The organism is Amycolatopsis sp. NBC_00438 (assembly GCF_036026695.1).
Taxonomy (GTDB): domain Bacteria; phylum Actinomycetota; class Actinomycetes; order Mycobacteriales; family Pseudonocardiaceae; genus Amycolatopsis.
Genome location: NZ_CP107923.1, coordinates 459334 through 473915, shown reverse-complemented (window position 1 = coordinate 473915; position 14582 = coordinate 459334). Strand labels below are relative to the sequence as shown.

General features: G+C 72.6%; 16 protein-coding genes. 9 read left to right on the top strand and 7 right to left on the bottom strand.

What is annotated here, in order from left to right; genetic code table 11:
• Positions 1 to 59 precede the first annotated feature (59 nt).
• Both OG494_RS02220 and OG494_RS02215 read left to right on the top strand, forming a co-directional pair.
• A complete protein-coding gene (locus OG494_RS02220; RefSeq protein ID WP_328451421.1) occupies positions 60 to 1079 on the top strand; it encodes an aldo/keto reductase in 1020 nt (339 codons plus the stop codon).
• 1 nt (position 1080) lies between these two features.
• Positions 1081 to 1953 (top strand): LLM class flavin-dependent oxidoreductase, encoded by an 873-nt coding sequence (locus OG494_RS02215; RefSeq protein WP_328451419.1) that lies wholly within the window; start codon positions 1081 to 1083, stop codon positions 1951 to 1953.
• Positions 1954 to 1999: 46 nt separating this feature from the next.
• Here OG494_RS02215 and OG494_RS02210 read toward each other — a convergent pair whose 3' ends face one another.
• Positions 2000 to 2491, bottom strand: coding sequence for a carboxymuconolactone decarboxylase family protein (locus tag OG494_RS02210; protein WP_328451418.1), 492 nt, complete (start codon positions 2489 to 2491; stop codon positions 2000 to 2002).
• A 158-nt stretch (positions 2492 to 2649) separates the two neighbouring features.
• Between OG494_RS02210 and OG494_RS02205 the strand changes: the two genes are divergently transcribed.
• Both OG494_RS02205 and OG494_RS02200 read left to right on the top strand, forming a co-directional pair.
• Positions 2650 to 3534 carry an RNA polymerase sigma-70 factor gene (locus OG494_RS02205; protein WP_328451416.1) on the top strand — a complete coding sequence of 295 codons (885 nt, stop codon included), beginning with the start codon at positions 2650 to 2652 and terminating at the stop codon, positions 3532 to 3534.
• 75 nt (positions 3535 to 3609) lie between these two features.
• Positions 3610 to 3984 carry a hypothetical protein gene (locus OG494_RS02200; RefSeq protein WP_328451414.1) on the top strand — a complete coding sequence of 125 codons (375 nt, stop codon included), beginning with the start codon at positions 3610 to 3612 and terminating at the stop codon, positions 3982 to 3984.
• On the opposite strand, the gene OG494_RS02195 is transcribed toward OG494_RS02200, so the two are convergent.
• A complete protein-coding gene (locus OG494_RS02195) occupies positions 3944 to 4609 on the bottom strand; it encodes a TetR/AcrR family transcriptional regulator (protein ID WP_328451412.1) in 666 nt (221 codons plus the stop codon). The genes OG494_RS02200 and OG494_RS02195 overlap by 41 nt on opposite strands.
• A 49-nt stretch (positions 4610 to 4658) precedes the next feature.
• Between OG494_RS02195 and OG494_RS02190 the strand changes: the two genes are divergently transcribed.
• Positions 4659 to 5588, top strand: coding sequence for an NADP-dependent oxidoreductase (locus OG494_RS02190; protein WP_328451410.1), 930 nt, complete (start codon positions 4659 to 4661; stop codon positions 5586 to 5588).
• Positions 5589 to 6226: 638 nt separating this feature from the next.
• Here OG494_RS02190 and OG494_RS02185 read toward each other — a convergent pair.
• Positions 6227 to 7339, bottom strand: a complete 1113-nt coding sequence (locus OG494_RS02185) for a DNA alkylation repair protein (protein WP_328451408.1) — start codon at positions 7337 to 7339, stop codon at positions 6227 to 6229.
• Between the two features lie 116 nt (positions 7340 to 7455).
• Between OG494_RS02185 and OG494_RS02180 the strand changes: the two genes are divergently transcribed.
• Positions 7456 to 8220: a DUF1206 domain-containing protein gene (locus OG494_RS02180; RefSeq protein WP_328451406.1), complete on the top strand. Its 765-nt coding sequence runs from the start codon at positions 7456 to 7458 to the stop codon at positions 8218 to 8220.
• Between the two features lie 3 nt (positions 8221 to 8223).
• Here OG494_RS02180 and OG494_RS02175 read toward each other — a convergent pair whose 3' ends face one another.
• On the bottom strand, positions 8224 to 8676 hold the full coding sequence (locus OG494_RS02175) for a hypothetical protein (RefSeq protein ID WP_328451404.1): 453 nt from the start codon (positions 8674 to 8676) through the stop codon (positions 8224 to 8226).
• Positions 8677 to 8856: 180 nt separating this feature from the next.
• On the opposite strand from OG494_RS02175, the gene OG494_RS02170 reads away from it, so the two are divergent.
• Together OG494_RS02170 and OG494_RS02165 are read left to right on the top strand one after the other, a co-directional pair.
• Positions 8857 to 10017, top strand: a complete 1161-nt coding sequence (locus OG494_RS02170; RefSeq protein ID WP_328451402.1) for a sensor histidine kinase — start codon at positions 8857 to 8859, stop codon at positions 10015 to 10017.
• Between the two features lie 12 nt (positions 10018 to 10029).
• On the top strand, positions 10030 to 10680 hold the full coding sequence (locus OG494_RS02165) for a response regulator transcription factor (RefSeq protein ID WP_328451400.1): 651 nt from the start codon (positions 10030 to 10032) through the stop codon (positions 10678 to 10680).
• Here the strand turns inward: OG494_RS02165 and OG494_RS02160 are convergent.
• Entirely contained in the window at positions 10561 to 11202 is a 642-nt protein-coding gene (locus OG494_RS02160; RefSeq protein ID WP_328451398.1) for an RDD family protein, read from the bottom strand. The two genes, OG494_RS02165 and OG494_RS02160, sit on opposite strands and share 120 nt — an antisense overlap.
• Positions 11203 to 11248: 46 nt before the next feature.
• A complete protein-coding gene (locus OG494_RS02155; RefSeq protein ID WP_328451396.1) occupies positions 11249 to 12139 on the bottom strand; it encodes a LysR family transcriptional regulator in 891 nt (296 codons plus the stop codon).
• 73 nt (positions 12140 to 12212) lie between these two features.
• Here OG494_RS02155 and dapA point away from each other — a divergent pair, with 73 nt between their 5' ends.
• On the top strand, positions 12213 to 13097 hold the full coding sequence (gene dapA / locus OG494_RS02150; RefSeq protein WP_328451394.1) for a 4-hydroxy-tetrahydrodipicolinate synthase: 885 nt from the start codon (positions 12213 to 12215) through the stop codon (positions 13095 to 13097).
• Between the two features lie 3 nt (positions 13098 to 13100).
• Here dapA and OG494_RS02145 read toward each other — a convergent pair whose 3' ends face one another.
• Positions 13101 to 14555 carry a glycoside hydrolase family 76 protein gene (locus tag OG494_RS02145; protein ID WP_328451392.1) on the bottom strand — a complete coding sequence of 485 codons (1455 nt, stop codon included), beginning with the start codon at positions 14553 to 14555 and terminating at the stop codon, positions 13101 to 13103.
• Positions 14556 to 14582 lie beyond the last annotated feature (27 nt).

The window sequence follows — 14582 nt, the reverse complement described above, 5'->3', positions numbered from 1 at the left end:
TCCGTATCGTTAGCGGAGCAACGTTCCGTTTGCCCATGATGCCATGGAGGACCAGTCTCATGCAGTACCGCACGTTGGGCCGCACCGGTGTGCAGGTCAGCGCCCTCGCACTCGGCGCGATGAACTTCGGCGCCATCGGGCGCACCACCCAGGACGAGGCCACCGCGATCGTCGACGCCGCCCTGGAGGGCGGGATCAACCTCGTCGACACGGCCGACATGTACGGCGACGGCGAGTCGGAGGTCATGGTCGGCAAGGCCATCGCCGGCCGCCGCGACGATCTCGTGCTCGCCACGAAGGCGACCATGCCGATCGGCCAGGAGCGCAACCACCGGGGCAGCTCCCGGCGCTGGCTGGTCGCCGAGCTGGACCACAGCCTGCGCCGGCTCGGCGTCGACCACGTCGACCTCTACCAGATGCACCGCTGGGACCCGGCCACCAGCGACGAGGAAACGCTTTCCGCGCTGACCGACCTGCAGCGCGCGGGCAAGATCCGCTACTTCGGCTCGTCGACCTTCCCCGCCTACCGGATCGTGCAGGCCCAGTGGGCCGCCCGCGAGCACCACCTGAGCCGGTACGTCACCGAGCAGCCCAGCTATTCGATCCTGCAGCGCGGCATCGAGACCCACGTGCTGCCGGTGACCGAGGAGTACGGCCTCGGCGTGCTGGCGTGGAGCCCGCTCGCGTCGGGCTGGCTCTCGGGCGCGGTCCGCGCCGGCCGCGAGATCACCACCAGCCGGTCGCAGGTCCAGCCGCAGCGCTTCGACCTCGCCCGGCCCGCCAACCAGGCCCGGCTCGACGCCGTCGAGCGGCTGGTGAAGGTCGCCGACGCGGCCGGGCTGACGCTGATCCAGCTCGCGCTCGGGTTCGTCACCGCGCACCGCGCCGTGACCAGCGCGATCATCGGCCCGCGCACGCTCGAGCACCTGCGCTCCCAGCTCGCCGCGGCCGGCACCGTGCTGCCCGCCGACGTGCTCGACGAGATCGACACGATCGTCGCGCCGGGCGTCGACCTGGCCGCCGACGAGAAGTTCGACACCCCGCCCGCCCTGCTCGACCCGACCCTGAGGCGCCGCTGACATGTCCGCTCCGCGATTCGGCATCATGACCGCGCCTTCGCAGGTCTCCTACGACGACATCCTGCGCGTCTGGCGCGAGGCGGACGCCGTCCCCGAGATCGAGCACGCCTGGCTGTTCGACCACCTCATGCCCATCTTCGGCGACCCGGACGGGCCGATCTTCGAAGGCTGGACGCTGCTGTCGGCGCTGGCCGCGCAGACGTCCCGGCTGCGACTCGGCCTGCTGGTGACCAGCAACCGGTTCCGGCCGCCGGCCATGCTGGCCAAGATCGCCACGACCGTCGACGTCGTCTCCGGCGGCCGGCTCGACTTCGGCATCGGCGTCGGCTCGCGGCCCAGCCACCCGCTCGCCCGGCGGGAGTACGCGGCCCACGGTCTGCCGTTCCAGGAGACCGCGGACGCGGTGGCGAGCTTCGCCGAGGCCTGCACGCTGATCAAGCGCCTGTGGACCGAGGACGAGCCGTTCGACTTCGACGGCGTCCACCACCGGCTCACCGGGGCGTTCGGCAACCCCAAGCCGGTGCAGCGGCCGCACCCGCCGATCGTCATCGGCGGGCGCGCGGCCGCGACGCTGCGCGTGGTCGCCGAGCACGCCGACGTCTGGAACATCCCGGGCGGTGACATCGAAGACGTCGTCAGCCGCAGTGCCCTGCTGGACCGCTACTGCGGCGAGATCGGCCGCGATCCCGCGTCGATCACCCGCTCGATCCACCTGCCGGTGTCCTACGACGAGCCGGGCACGACCCGCGACGCGATCCGCGAAGCGCTCGACGCGGGCTTCGGGCACTTCGTCCTCAGCGTCGCGTCGCCGTACCCGGACGGCGTCGCGCAGTGGGTCGCCGACGAGCTGATCAAGCCCGTCACTTCGGCCTGACGGCCGGCGGTGTCCACAGTGGACTTCTCCGACACCGCCGCGACACTCAGTCCTCCGGGACGAAGCCGGCGAACATGCCGGCTTCGTAGGACCCCGCCGGGGTGCGCGCGATCACGTTCATCCGGTTGGCCGCGTTGATCAGGCCGACCAGGCAGACGAGCGCGCCGAGCTGCTCGTCGTCGTAGTGCTTGCGCGCCCGGGCCCAGGTCTCGTCGGACACGCCCTCGTGGGCGTCGGCGAGCCGGGTGCCCTCCTCGGTGAGGGCCAGCGCGGCCCGCTCGGCGTCGGTGAACACGGTGGCTTCGCGCCAGGCCGCGACCAGGTTGAGCCGGACCGGCGTCTCGCCGTCGGCCGTGGCGTCCTTGGTGTGCATGTCCGTGCAGAAGCCGCAGCCGTTGATCTGGCTGGCGCGGATCTTGACCAGCTCCTGGACGACCTTCGGCAGCGGCGACCGGTCGATGATCTGGCTGATGCCGGCGAACCGCTTGCCGAACTTGGCGGCGAACTCGTTGTTCAGCATGTCGAATCGGGCTTCCATGATGTGTGTCCTCATCTCGTGGTGGTGCGTTGACGACCACCAGATGCCGGTGCCCCCGGCGGTTGTGACAGTGACCCACGCCACAGCGGCGCGCTGTCACAGAACGGCGGGGCCCGGTATCTGATGGGGGACGCAGCCGATCGCGAAGGGGGACCACGATGACCGGGGACGATCCCACCGAGGTGTTCCTCGCCCACCGAAACCTGCTGTTCACGGTGGCCTACGAGATGCTCGGCTCGGCCGCCGACGCGGAGGACGTCCTGCAGGAGACCTGGCTGAAGTGGGTGGGCGTCGACCTCGCGACCGTGCAGGCGCAGCGCGCGTACCTGGTCCGGATCACCACCCGCCAGGCGCTGCAGCGGCTGCGCACGCTCGGCCGGCGCAAGGAGTCCTACGTCGGCTCGTGGCTGCCCGAGCCGCTGCTGACCGCGCCCGACGTCGCCGAAGACGTCGAGCTGGCCGACAGCGTCTCGATGGCGATGCTGCTGGTGCTGGAGACGCTCACGCCGACCGAGCGCGCGGTGTTCGTGCTGCGCGACGTCTTCGACCTGCCCTACGACGAGATCGCGGACGCCGTCGGCAAGACCGCGGCCGCCGTCCGGCAGATCGCGCACCGGGCCCGGTCGCACGTCACGGCGCGGCGCCCGCGCGGCGACGTCTCCCGGGCCGCCGCCCGCACCGCGCTCGAGGCGTTCCAGCGGGCGATCGAGACGGGTGACCTGCAGGGCCTGCTCGACGTCCTCGCCCCGGACGTCGTGCTGGTGGGCGACGGTGGCGGGGTCAAGCAGGCCGTGCTGCGGCCGGTGGTCGGCGCCGACCGCGTCGGGCGGGTGCTGGCCGGCGGGCTGGGCCGGGTCGAGGGCCGGGCGACGCTGCGACCGGCGCAGGTCAACGGCCACCCGGCGCTGATCATGTCCCTCGACGGCGAGCTCGACACGGTGCTGGCGCTGCGCGTCGACGGCGGTCTCGTCACCGGGGTCTACGCCGTGCGCAACCCCGAGAAGCTGTCGCGGATGGCGGCGGAGACCACGCTCCGCCGTTGAACCCGGTCACCCGATCGTGGCGGACGGGGTCCCGCGACACTGGACGTTCCTGGCCTCGTTCGAAGGGATCCCTTGATGGCCCAGACCGCGTCCGACCGGCAGCGCGTGCACGAGTTCCTCACCGGGCGGGGCTGGCGCGCCGACGAGCGCACCGCCGACGACCCGGCCTGGGAGTTCCCCGGCAGCTTCGGCGGCGCGCGGTGCAACGCCGTCGCGGACGCCACGCCGGTCCCGCTGCAGGCCTACTTCAGCTACGGCGACGACGGCGCGGCCGTGTTCTGCGTCGTCCCCGCGGGGAACCTCCACGGGAGCGGCTGCGCCGAGCACGACACCGCCGAGCAGGTCGTCGCCCTGGACGGCTTCGGGGAACTGCTCGACGACCTGGAGCCGCGCGCCGCGGCCCACGACCTCAGGGCGCTGATCGAGTGCCGCTACTTCGGGCCCTGCTGAGCTCGACCCGCGACAGCGGCAGCCGGACGGCGGGCGGCAACGGCGCCAGGACGGGGTCCGCCCGGAACGACTGGAGCAGCAGGGCCGCGAACCGGCGGGAGGCCGCCACCCGCAGCTCGGGCGACTCGGCGCGGATGCCTTCGTTCGCCATCAGCGCGAGGCTGATGTCCTCCAGCACGAAGTCGTCGCGCAGTTCGCCGGCTTCCTTCGCTCGCCGGACCAGCCGGAGCAGCAGACGCAGGGTCTGGTCGCGGTCGGCGGCGAAGTGCGTGACGCCGGGCACCTGCGAGGTGAACGCGCGGGCGAAGCCGCGGTCGAGGGCGTGCACCTCCATGAGCCGCTCGAGGACCAGGCAGAACCCGCGCCACGGGTCGTCGGCCGCGAGGCCGTCCTCGACGACGGCCCGGCACGAGGCCAGCTGCTCGGCGAAGGCGTCGGCCAGCAGGGCTTCCTTGGTCCGGAAGTGCCGGTAGACGGTCGCGACGCCGACCCCGGCGCGCCGGGCGATCTCGCGGATCGGCACGTCCAGGCCCTCGGCGGCGAAGGCCGCGCGGGCGACCGCGAGGATGCGCCCGCGGTTGTCGCGGGCGTCGGAGCGCAGCGTCGCTCTCACTTGGGCCGTCACCACTCTCACTTTAGCCAACCGGACGGGGTGCTCCGTTACGTTCGCCCGTATGAGAGCTGTCCGGTTTTCCTCCTACGGCCCGCCCAGTGTGGTGGAGGTCGCCGACGTGCCTTTGCCGTATGCCGGACCCGGCGAGATTCGTGTCACGGTAAGGACTTCCGCGATTTCGCCCGGCGAGATCCGCCTCCGCTCGGGCGAGCTGCGGGACGTCGTGCCGGTGAAGTTCCCGTTCCGCACCGGCTTCGACGCGGCGGGCGTGGTCGACGAGATCGGCTCCGGCGTCACCGGGGTTTCGCTCGGTGATCCGGTGTTCGGCATGGCTCCGGCGGCCACGCGTGGGGCCAACGCCGACTTCGCGGTCTTGGCGGCGTGGGCACCGAAGCCGCCGGAGTGGAGCTGGGCGGAGGCGGGCGGCGCGGCGGGAGCGGTCGAGACGGCCACCCGGGTGCTCGACCGCCTTGCGGTCCGCGCCGGCCAGACGGTGCTAATCCAGGGCGCGGCGGGCGGGGCGGGCTCGGTCGCGGTCCAGTTCGCCGCCGCCCGCGGCGCGCGGGTGCTCGGCACGGCGAGCCCGGGAAACCACGACTTCCTGCGTTCGCTGGGCGCGGAGCCGACGACGTACGGCCCGGGTCTGGTCGAGCGGGTCCGCGCGTTGGCACCGTCCGGAGTGGACGCGGTGTTCGACTGCGCGGGCGGCGCGCTGCCGGACCTCATCACACTGACCGGCGACCCGGCATCCGTGGTGACGATCGCCGACTTCGCGGCGGCGGCCCACGGGGTGCACCTGTCGCACGGATCGCCGGCCGGTTCGGGCGCGGATCCCTTGGCGTCGCACGCTCTTGCGATCGCGGTTCGCCTGGCCGCCGAAGGCCGGCTGCGGATCCCGGTCGCGGCGACCTTCCCGCTCGGCGAGGTCGCCGCCGCGCACGAGCTCTGCGAAAGCCGCCACGCGCGCGGGAAGATCGTGCTGCTGCACTGACCGCTCGGCGCTGCGGCCGCGCGACCAGCCGGGCGCGCGGGCGTGGCGGCAGGCGGGGCTCCCGGGCACGGCCCGGGCTTCCACTCGCGGTCACGCTCGTCGAGCAGCGGCGACCGCCGCGATAGGCAGCGATCCCGGACACCGCAAGAACTTCCGCTCACAGTCACGCTTGCCGAGCAGCGGCGACAGCTGCTACGTCGCGCTCGGCGAGCGCGCCGCCGCGCAGGAACTCAGCGACAGCCGCCGCACGCGTGGAAAATCGTGCTGCAGCACTGATCTCACGTCGCTCCGGCCGTCACGCCCGCACCACCAGCCGAGCGCGGCGATAGGCGGCGATCCCCGGGAGCGGCAAGGCCTTCCGCTCACAGTCACGCTTGCCGAGCAGCGGCGACCGCCACTACCTCGCGCTCGGCGGGGTCGCCGCCGCGCAGGAACTCAGCGACAGCCGCCGCACGCGCGGAAAATCGTGCTGCAGCACTGATCTCACGTCGCTCCGGCCGTCACGCCCGCACCACCAGCCGAGCGCGGCGATAGGCGGCGATCCCCGGGAGCGGCAAGGCCTTCCGTACGCGGTCACCCTCGCCGAACAAGTGGACACCGTAACTTCGCGCTCGGCGACGGCGCCGCCCGTCCTAGCGCTACTCGGCCAGGAGGTCGAAGTCCGCTCGGCCGCTTCTCACCCCGTTGATCTGCAGTTCCAGCGCGTGCGGGCCCGGGTGGTAGCGGCGGGTCGTGATCACCCGGAACGAGTGTTCCCGCGCCAGCTCGTAGGTCTCCCCCGGCGGGATCACCTGGGTGGTCAGCTTGAACGTCTTGGTCGTCGAGCCGCCGTTGGCCTTGCGGTGGTGGACGACGTAGTCGATCGCCAGCCGGGCCGGTTCCGGCTCCAGGTTGCGGACCGAGGCCGTGAACGCCAGGGCGTCGCCGATCACCACCGTGTCCGAGACCAGCCGCGGGCCTGTCACGTCGACTCGGGCCGGGGCGAAGCCCAGCAGGCCGAGCGCGCCGGGATGGCCTTGTTTGACCAGCGTGCGCAGGGCGTGCCGGACGAGCCTGGTCGTGGCCGCCGGGTCTGCGCCGGGGTCGGCGAGCCACGCCGTCGCCGTTTCGACGACCAGGTCCGGCTCGCGGCGGCTCAGGTCGTTGAGGTGGTTGGCGACCGACCGGCGGACGTACTCGCTCTCGTCGCGGTACAGCGCGTCCAGGATCGGCAGCGTCGCTTTCGGCGAAGCGAGGATCGCCGGCACGCGCACGGCCCACGGCAGCATCGGGCGGGTGCCTTCGGACGCGAGCCGGCGCACGTCGTGGCTTTCCGACGCCGTCCAGCCGGAAATCACGGCCAGCGCGCGGTCGAGGTCGTGGTTCAGCAGGACGCGCAGCGCGAACTCGGCCGTCAGCCGCGGGGTCAGCTCCGCCAGCAGCGTGAGGGCGTCGTCGAAGGCCTCCGCGCCGCCGTCGGCGACCGCCTTGACCGCGACCGCGCCGGTCACCGGCCAGATCAGCCAGCCGGTGAACGTGGGCGCGTCCGCCGCCGCGGTGCGCAGCACCGCCGCCAGTGACGCGTAGTCTCCCGGCAGGTCTTCGAGCAGCGCGTCCCGCAGCAGGTCGCTGCGTTCGCGCAGCGACAGCGGCCCGAGCGCGGCCTCGGCCGCGCGCACCCTCGTCAGCCGCGCCTTCGGGGCGGCGACACGCAGCGACGCGACGAGCGCGCGCACCGCGGGGGTGCCGATCAGTTCATCGGCGAAGGGCATGGGGTCCTCCGGTCTCGGGTGATCGGCCGTCCTCGACCGATCACTCGAGACCGTACGCAAGGGGACCGACAAAAACGGTCCTGGCCAATCCGGCTCCGGGAGACGAGGATCGGCGGATGCCCGATTTCAAAGGTTTCACCCTGATCGCCCGGATCGGGCTCACGTGCTACGCGATCGTGCACCTCGTCGTGGCCTGGCTGGCCGCCCAGGTCGCCCTGGGCGACAACGAAAAGGCCGACAAGGCCGGCGCCCTCCAGCTCGTCGCCGAGGGTACCGGCGTCTGGCTGTTGTGGCTGGTCACCGCGGGCACGACCGTGCTCGCGCTCTGGCAGGTGACCGAGGTCCTCACCGGCCACCGGCACGCCCCGCCCCGCCGCCGCGTGCTGCGGCGGGTGACCAGCGGGATCGAGGTCGTGCTGTACGGCCTCGTCGCCTACAGCGCCGGCAAGACCGCCCTCGGGGCGCCGAGCCAGGGCAAGTCCCTGGTCGCCGGCCTGCTCGCGCAGCCGTGGGGCGCGGTCGTCGTGGTCGCGGCCGGGATCGCGGTGATCGGCGTCGCGGCCTTCCTCGTGCACCGGGGCGTCCGCAAGACGTTCCTGCGCGAGCTGGAGTTCGGCAAGGCACCCCGCACGGTCCGGCGCTCGACCGAGCGGCTGGGCCAGATCGGCTGGTGCGCCGTCGCGGTGGCCTACGCCGCGGTGGGCGTGATGTTCGTGCTGGCCGCCGTGAACTACGACCCGGCGAAGGCCGCCGGCCTGGACCCCGCGTTGAAGACGCTGGCCGTGCAGCCCTACGGGCAGCCACTGCTGCTCGTCCTCGCCGCGGGGATCGCCGCCTTCGGGGTGTTCGCCCTCTTCGACGCCCGGTTCCGGAAGATCTGACGCTCAGAAACCGGGGTGTTGCTGCTTGTTGACCACCCGCAGCACGAGCCACTGGTCGAACCAGGCCCCGGCGGTGGTCAGCACCAGCATGGCCAGCCCGAGGATCAGGTGCGTGTAGCTGTGCAACGGCGCCACGCGGTCGGTCAGCGCGGTCAGTCCCAGCTGGAGCAGCAGCCGCGCCGCGAACAGCAGCGCGACCAGGCCGAGCGCCTGCTTGCTGCGCCACACGGCCCGCAAGTACTGGCGGCGCCGGGAAAGCATCGTGAACCACAGGACGACGTGCACGGCCACCAGCACCAGCGGCAGCACTGCGACCCACGAATAGCGGTCCGCGAACTGCTGGGTCAGGTCGTTGCTGGCCACCAGCAGGCCGACCAGCAGGAAGTACCAGCCCGGTAAGCCGGTGATCTTCCCGTTCACGGGCCGCGGGCCGGGTACGAACGCGGTTTCCTGCATCGGATTCCCTCCGTCTCGCCTCGTCTTCCGTCCCGAGTCTGGTGGGGATCGGCGGGAAAGCGATCAGCCGGCGGTACGAGATCCGCCCGCCGTCTCGTACCTGGGGATGAGATCTCGTCGTGGCGAAGCGCGCCGTCTTCCGGTGAGGCACGATCGGGAGATGACTCCCGAGGGAAGCACGTGATCCTCCTGCCGGGCCGGCGCGGGCCGCTGGTGGCCGAGTCCGTCGTCCTCGGCGCGCTGGTGGTGCTCGACATGATCCTCGCCGTCCGGTCCGGACCGGCGCAGGGTCAGCTCGCCACGATCGCGCTGGAGTTCACGCCCGGGCTCGGCCCGGTCGTCGCGGTGCTGGCCGTGCTGCGCCGGCGGTTCCCCGACCACACCGCCGCGCTGGCCGCCGCCGTGTGCGGGCTTTCCCTGCTGGGCACCGCGATCTCCGCCGGCATCGCCGCCGCGGGAGAACAGCTCCCGCCCCAGCCCAGCGTGGCCGAAGCCCTCGCCATCGCGCTCATGGTCGGGGCCTGCTGCCACCGGCTCGCCCCGAAGGCCGCTGTGACATTGGCGATCCTCGGCGGCGCCGCCACCACGCTCGCGCCGATCCTGCGCTACGGTGCCGAAACCCCGGCCGCGCTCTTCGCCGCCGGGGCCGCGCTGCTCTGGGGCGGCGCGCTGGCCGTCGGGCTGATCCTGCGCGACGCCGAGGTCCGGGGCCGCGCCGACGTCCTGGAAATCCGCACCACCGAACGACTTCGGCTGGCCCGCGAGCTGCACGACCTGGTCGCCCACCAGATCACCGGCATCGTCGTGCGCGTCCAGGCCGCGCACCGGGTCGCCGAACGCGGCGGCGGCGACACCGCGACGTTCGCCGAGCTCGAAACCGCCGGTGCGGCCGCGCTTTCCGCGATGCGCCGGCTCGTCGGCGCGCTGCGGACCGACGGCGAAGACCTCTTCGTCCCGCCCGCCGACCTCGCCACGGCCGTCGACCGCGCGGTGCCCGACGACACCCGCATCCACCTCGACGTCAGCGACGACCTCGCCGTCCTCCCGGTGACGCCCGAAGTCGTGACGACCACGCACCGGCTGCTCACCGAATCGCTCACCAACGTCCGCCGGCACGCGCCCGACGCCGCCGAGGTCCGGGTGCTCGTGCGCCACGAACCCCACGGTGAGCTGCGGGTCGAGGTCGTCAACGACGGCGCCGCGCGGCCCGCCCGCCGCGGCGGTTACGGCCTGCTCGGGATGGCCGAGCGGGTGGCGGCGGTGGGCGGTACGGTGCAGGCCGGACCGGCTGCCGGGCAGCGCTGGCGGGTGGCCGCGCGGCTGCCGCTCGACCCCGGCTGAGGAGGGAACCGCTTGCCCACCCGAGTGTTGATCGCCGACGACCAGGCGATGGTCCGCGCGGGATTCCGCCTGATCCTCGAAGGCGAACCGGACATCGAGGTCGTCGGGGAGGCCGCCGACGGCGAACAAGCCGTGCGCGCGGCCCGGGAACTGCGCCCGGACGTGACCCTGATGGACATCCGGATGCCCGGCGTCGACGGGCTGCGCGCGACGGAACTGCTCGCCGGCCCGGACGTGCCCGATCCGCTGCACGTCGTCATGGTCACGACGTTCGGCCTCGACGAGAACGTCCACGCGGCGTTGCGCGCCGGCGCGTGCGGCTTCCTGCTCAAGGACGCCGGGCCGAACCTGCTCATCGAAGCGGTGCACGCGGCCGCCCACGGCGAAGCGCTCGTGTCGCCGGCGATCACGACCCGGCTGCTGGCGCACTACTCGCGGCGCGATCCCCGGCGCGCCACCGCGCCCGAGAGCCCGCTGACGCCGCGCGAACTCGACGTCGTCCGCGCGATCGCCCGCGGCGCCACGAACGACGAGATCTGCCGCTCACTCGTGGTTTCGCTGCCCACCGTCAAGACGCACATCGGCGCGGCCAAGCGCAAGCTCGGGGCCCGCAACCGCACCGAGATAGCCATCTGGGCCTGGGAAAGCGGCCTCGTCCACTGAGTCGGCCTGGTCCACCGAGTCCGTTGAGTCCGTTGAGTCCACTGAGTCCGTTGAGCCGCGCTTGGGGACCCGGACGACGACCGTGCGCGCCACGACGTCGCCGAACCGCTGGCGGCGGCGGGTGAACAGCATCACCACGACCCCGGCGAGGCCCCAGGCGAAACCGTCGATGAGCATCAGCACCTGGCGCACCAGGAACAACCGCAGCGGCGGGTGCGAGCCGTCGAGCAGGACGACGCGCAGCCGCAGCCAGCGCATCGCCGGCGTCTGGCCGCCGTGCCGGTAGGGCCACCACGTCGTGACGAACCACAGCCCGACGAGATCCAGGGCCAGCATCGTGTAGACGACGACCTTGAGGAACGTCAGCAGCGGCACCAGGCCGCTCGGGTGGAACAGCAGCACCACCAGCACGGCGAGCAGCAGCATCGGCACGAACACGAGCATCTCGTCCAGGAAGAACTGCACGAGCCTGCGCCCGATGATGCCGGGCCCAGGGCGATCCTCGGGCGGGGAACCGGTCATGGACCCATGATGTCCGCCCCGGGGGCCCGGCGCGCGTCGAGTCACGTTACTTGTCCCATGTGGACAGTTCCGCGAGCACCGCCCGGATCGCCGGGCTGGCGTCGGCGCTGTGCCGCCACGCCGCGTGGACCTCGCGTTTCGGGGGCCGGCGCAGCGGTCGCGAGACGAGCCCGTCCCCCAGCGGCGGGCGCGCCAGCCGGGGAATCAGCGCGAGGACGTCACCGGCGGCGACGAGGGACAGCTGCGTGGCGAAATCGTCGACGAGGTGCCGCACGTCGGAGTCGCCGGGCACGAGCCGCCGGAACCACTGGTGGCACACGGTGCCGGGCGGGCTGGTCACCCACGCGTGCCCGGCGAGGTCGGCGTCGTCGAGCGTCCCTTCGAGCGCCGCGAGCGGGTGCGTGCGGCTCAGGACGACGTCGCCGACGTCGGTGTGCAGGTGCCGCCGGGTCAGGGACGGCGGCAGCGGGACGGGCAGGCCGTCGGCGTCGTGGACGAGGGCGAGGTCGGCGGTCCCGGCGTCGACGCTGTGCAGCGCTTCGCCGGGGTCCTGCTCGGTGATCCGGACGCGCAGGTCCGGGCAGCGCCCGGCCAGCCGCCGCAGGGCCGGTGCGAGCAGCCCGCGGATGCCGGTCGAGAAGGCGACCACGCGCAGCACGCCGCGGGGCGCGCCGCCGGAGACCGACTGGGCGGCCTCGGCGCAGCGTTCGAGGGCCTGGAACACCGCGGGCGCCGAGTCGACGAGCGCCTGCCCGGCCGGGGTGAGCACGACCCCGCGGCCGGCCGGCGCGAGCACCGGCACGCCGAGCTGCCGTTCCAGCCGCTTGAGCTGCTGCGACACGGCCGAGGCCGTGAAACCCAGCTCGTCGGCCGCGCGCGCGAGCGTCCCGAGTGCCGCCACCGACCGCAATGCCCGCAACGCCCCGACGTCGATCATGAAGCCACGCTACGCAATATGGGCAAGAAAGCATCGCTGGACCCTGGCATTCGGGCGCGGCAGGCTCGGATCCATGACGCCCTTCGGCACCAACCTCGTCGCCATGGTGACCCCGATGCACCCCGACGGCACGCTCAGTGAACCCGGGCTCGCCGGCCTGGTCGACCACCTGCTGGCCACCGGCTGCGACGGCCTCGTCGTCGGCGGGACCACCGGCGAGTCCCCCACCCTGACCGACGCCGAGGCGGCCGGGCTCGTCCGCGACGTCACCGCCCGGTCGGCGGGCCGGGCCCGGGTGATCGCCGGGATCGGCACCTACGACACGGTCACCAGCGTCCGCCGCGCCCGCGAAGCCGAGGCCGCCGGCGCGGACGCGCTGCTGCTGGTCTGCCCGTACTACTCGCGGCCGACCCAGGCCGGGATCATCGCCCACTGCGCCGCGGTCGCCGACGCGACCCCGCTGCCGGTGATGCTCTACGACGTCCCCGCGCGCACCGGCGTCGCACTGGAGGTGCCGACGTTGATCGAACTGGCCGGGCATCCCCGCATCCAGGCCGTGAAGGACGCGAAGGGCGACCTGTTCGAGGCGATGACGGTCATGTCCCGCACGTCGCTGGCCTACTACTGCGGCATCGACGAGCTGAACCTGCCGTACCTCGCTGCCGGCGCGGCGGGGGTGGTGAGCGTGGTGGGCAACGCGTTCGCGGACCGTAACGCGGCCCTGATCGACGCCGTCCTCCGCGGCGATCTGGAGTCGGCCCGGGCGATCCAGGGATCGCTGCTTCCGTTGGCGGAGGCCATCATGCGCACGTCCCAGGGGGCGATCATGGCGAAGGCCGCGCTGGCCGAACTCGGGATCATCCCGAGCCCGGCCGTGCGCTCGCCGTTGCTGGAGTCCCCGCTTTCGCACGTTCAGCGGCTGCGGGAAGCGCTGGCACCGCCGGTCTTGGCCGCCTGATCGTCAGGAGGCCGCGTTGAGCAGGTCCAGGGCGCTCTGCTGGCGGGCCGCGTCGATCTTGTCCAGGGGGCCGTACCAGCGCAGGCCATACTGGTCCAAGGCGTTGCGGTCCGCCGAATACGCCCGATCCGCTTGGCGGCGCAGGTAAGTCGTGTACGGGTGGTCGCTCAGCGCCGCGTTCAGCGCCGCCAGGCCGCGGGCGTCCGCGCCCTTGAAGGACGGGCCGTCGCCGCCGCAGTCGCCGTTTTCGCACGGGTCGCGCAGGATGCCGTCCGCGGTGTTGAGCGACGTCGACGTGATGTTGGCGTCGCCCAGCCGGCGGGCCGTCGTGAGGAGGCCCGCGTCGCCCGTCGCGCGGTTCAGCTCGGTCAGCGCGTTGATCAGCACGCCCTGGTTGTACGACCAGACCGTGCTGCCGTTGTTGCGGCAGCTGCCCAGGTCGATGCCGTCGTTGACCAGCGACGAGCCGTTCACCATGCCGGTGCCCTGAAACCACGTCCAGCCGCTCTTCGCCCGGTTCAAGTACGTGCTGTCGCCGGAGATCCGGTTGTGCAGCGCCGCGCTGAGCTGGATGTAGAGGGAGTTGGCGATCGCGTTCTTGTACGTCTTCGCCGTGCTCCACCAGACTCCGCCGCCGCACGTGCCGTCCCAGTAGGCCGCCATGTGGTCGGCGTCGGCGCGGGCGGTGTTCAGGTAGCGGCTGTCGCCGGTGACGTCGTAGGCCAGCACCCAGGCCAGGCCCCACCAGCCGGTGTCGTCGATGTACTCGTTGCGGAACTGCCCCTGCGCCGCATTGATGTTCTTGTCGTAGGTGCGCGCGATGGCGTAGCGGTAGCTGGGCATGCCGGTGACCTGGACGTTGCGGATCACCGCGGTGAGCGCGTTCGCCGAGTTCCACCAGCCGGTCGTGTCGAACAAGCCCGTGGAGTTGTTGTAGAACATCATCTCCGCGGTGGCCGCGGCCGTCCGGCGCTCGCCGGCGTTCCAGGTGGTACGCGCCCACGTCGTGCACGCGATGTCCGCGCGGTCGACGGCTTTCCCGCACGCCCGCAGCGCGCCGACGCCGGTGTTGTTCCAGTCGTCCACGTTGTACATCAGGGTGCGCCAGCCGCGGTTGTTCGCGGGGACGGCGGTGGCTCCGAGCCGGCTGCCCGAGGCCCACGACCGGCCGCCGTCGAAGGAGCGGTCGAGCCACACCTCGTCGCCGGGGCTGCCGTTCTCGATCGAGGCCCAGCCCATCGCGTCCGAGTCGTCGAAGTGCAGCGCGATCGTCCGCGAGAACAGCGTCGAGCTCACCGGACGGCGGTCGCCGGGCGAACTCGCCGGATCGGCGGCGTCGCAGTACTTGTTGCAGATGGTGGCCAGCGCGGTCGACGGTGTGGCGGACGGGGGTGGCGTCGCGGCCGGGGCCACGAGCGCGGCGGCGGTGAGGGCAGCGGAAATCCAGATACCGGGCATGACGAACTCCTCGCTGAACACGGGATC

Bases quoted from the DNA above. Each gene is read 5' to 3' on its own strand.
- OG494_RS02220 (WP_328451421.1), top strand. From the start codon at position 60: ATGCAGTACCGCACGTTGGGCCGCACCGGTGTGCAGGTCAGCGCCCTC.
- OG494_RS02160 (WP_328451398.1), bottom strand. From the start codon at position 11,202: ATGACCGGTTCCCCGCCCGAGGATCGCCCTGGGCCCGGCATCATCGGG.
- OG494_RS02190 (WP_328451410.1), top strand. From the start codon at position 4,659: ATGAGAGCTGTCCGGTTTTCCTCCTACGGCCCGCCCAGTGTGGTGGAG.
- OG494_RS02200 (WP_328451414.1), top strand. From the start codon at position 3,610: ATGGCCCAGACCGCGTCCGACCGGCAGCGCGTGCACGAGTTCCTCACC.
- OG494_RS02175 (WP_328451404.1), bottom strand. From the start codon at position 8,676: ATGCAGGAAACCGCGTTCGTACCCGGCCCGCGGCCCGTGAACGGGAAG.
- OG494_RS02185 (WP_328451408.1), bottom strand. From the start codon at position 7,339: ATGCCCTTCGCCGATGAACTGATCGGCACCCCCGCGGTGCGCGCGCTC.
- OG494_RS02145 (WP_328451392.1), bottom strand. From the start codon at position 14,555: ATGCCCGGTATCTGGATTTCCGCTGCCCTCACCGCCGCCGCGCTCGTG.
- OG494_RS02180 (WP_328451406.1), top strand. From the start codon at position 7,456: ATGCCCGATTTCAAAGGTTTCACCCTGATCGCCCGGATCGGGCTCACG.
- OG494_RS02215 (WP_328451419.1), top strand. From the start codon at position 1,081: ATGTCCGCTCCGCGATTCGGCATCATGACCGCGCCTTCGCAGGTCTCC.
- OG494_RS02210 (WP_328451418.1), bottom strand. From the start codon at position 2,491: ATGGAAGCCCGATTCGACATGCTGAACAACGAGTTCGCCGCCAAGTTC.
- OG494_RS02155 (WP_328451396.1), bottom strand. From the start codon at position 12,139: ATGATCGACGTCGGGGCGTTGCGGGCATTGCGGTCGGTGGCGGCACTC.
- OG494_RS02205 (WP_328451416.1), top strand. From the start codon at position 2,650: ATGACCGGGGACGATCCCACCGAGGTGTTCCTCGCCCACCGAAACCTG.
- dapA (WP_328451394.1), top strand. From the start codon at position 12,213: ATGACGCCCTTCGGCACCAACCTCGTCGCCATGGTGACCCCGATGCAC.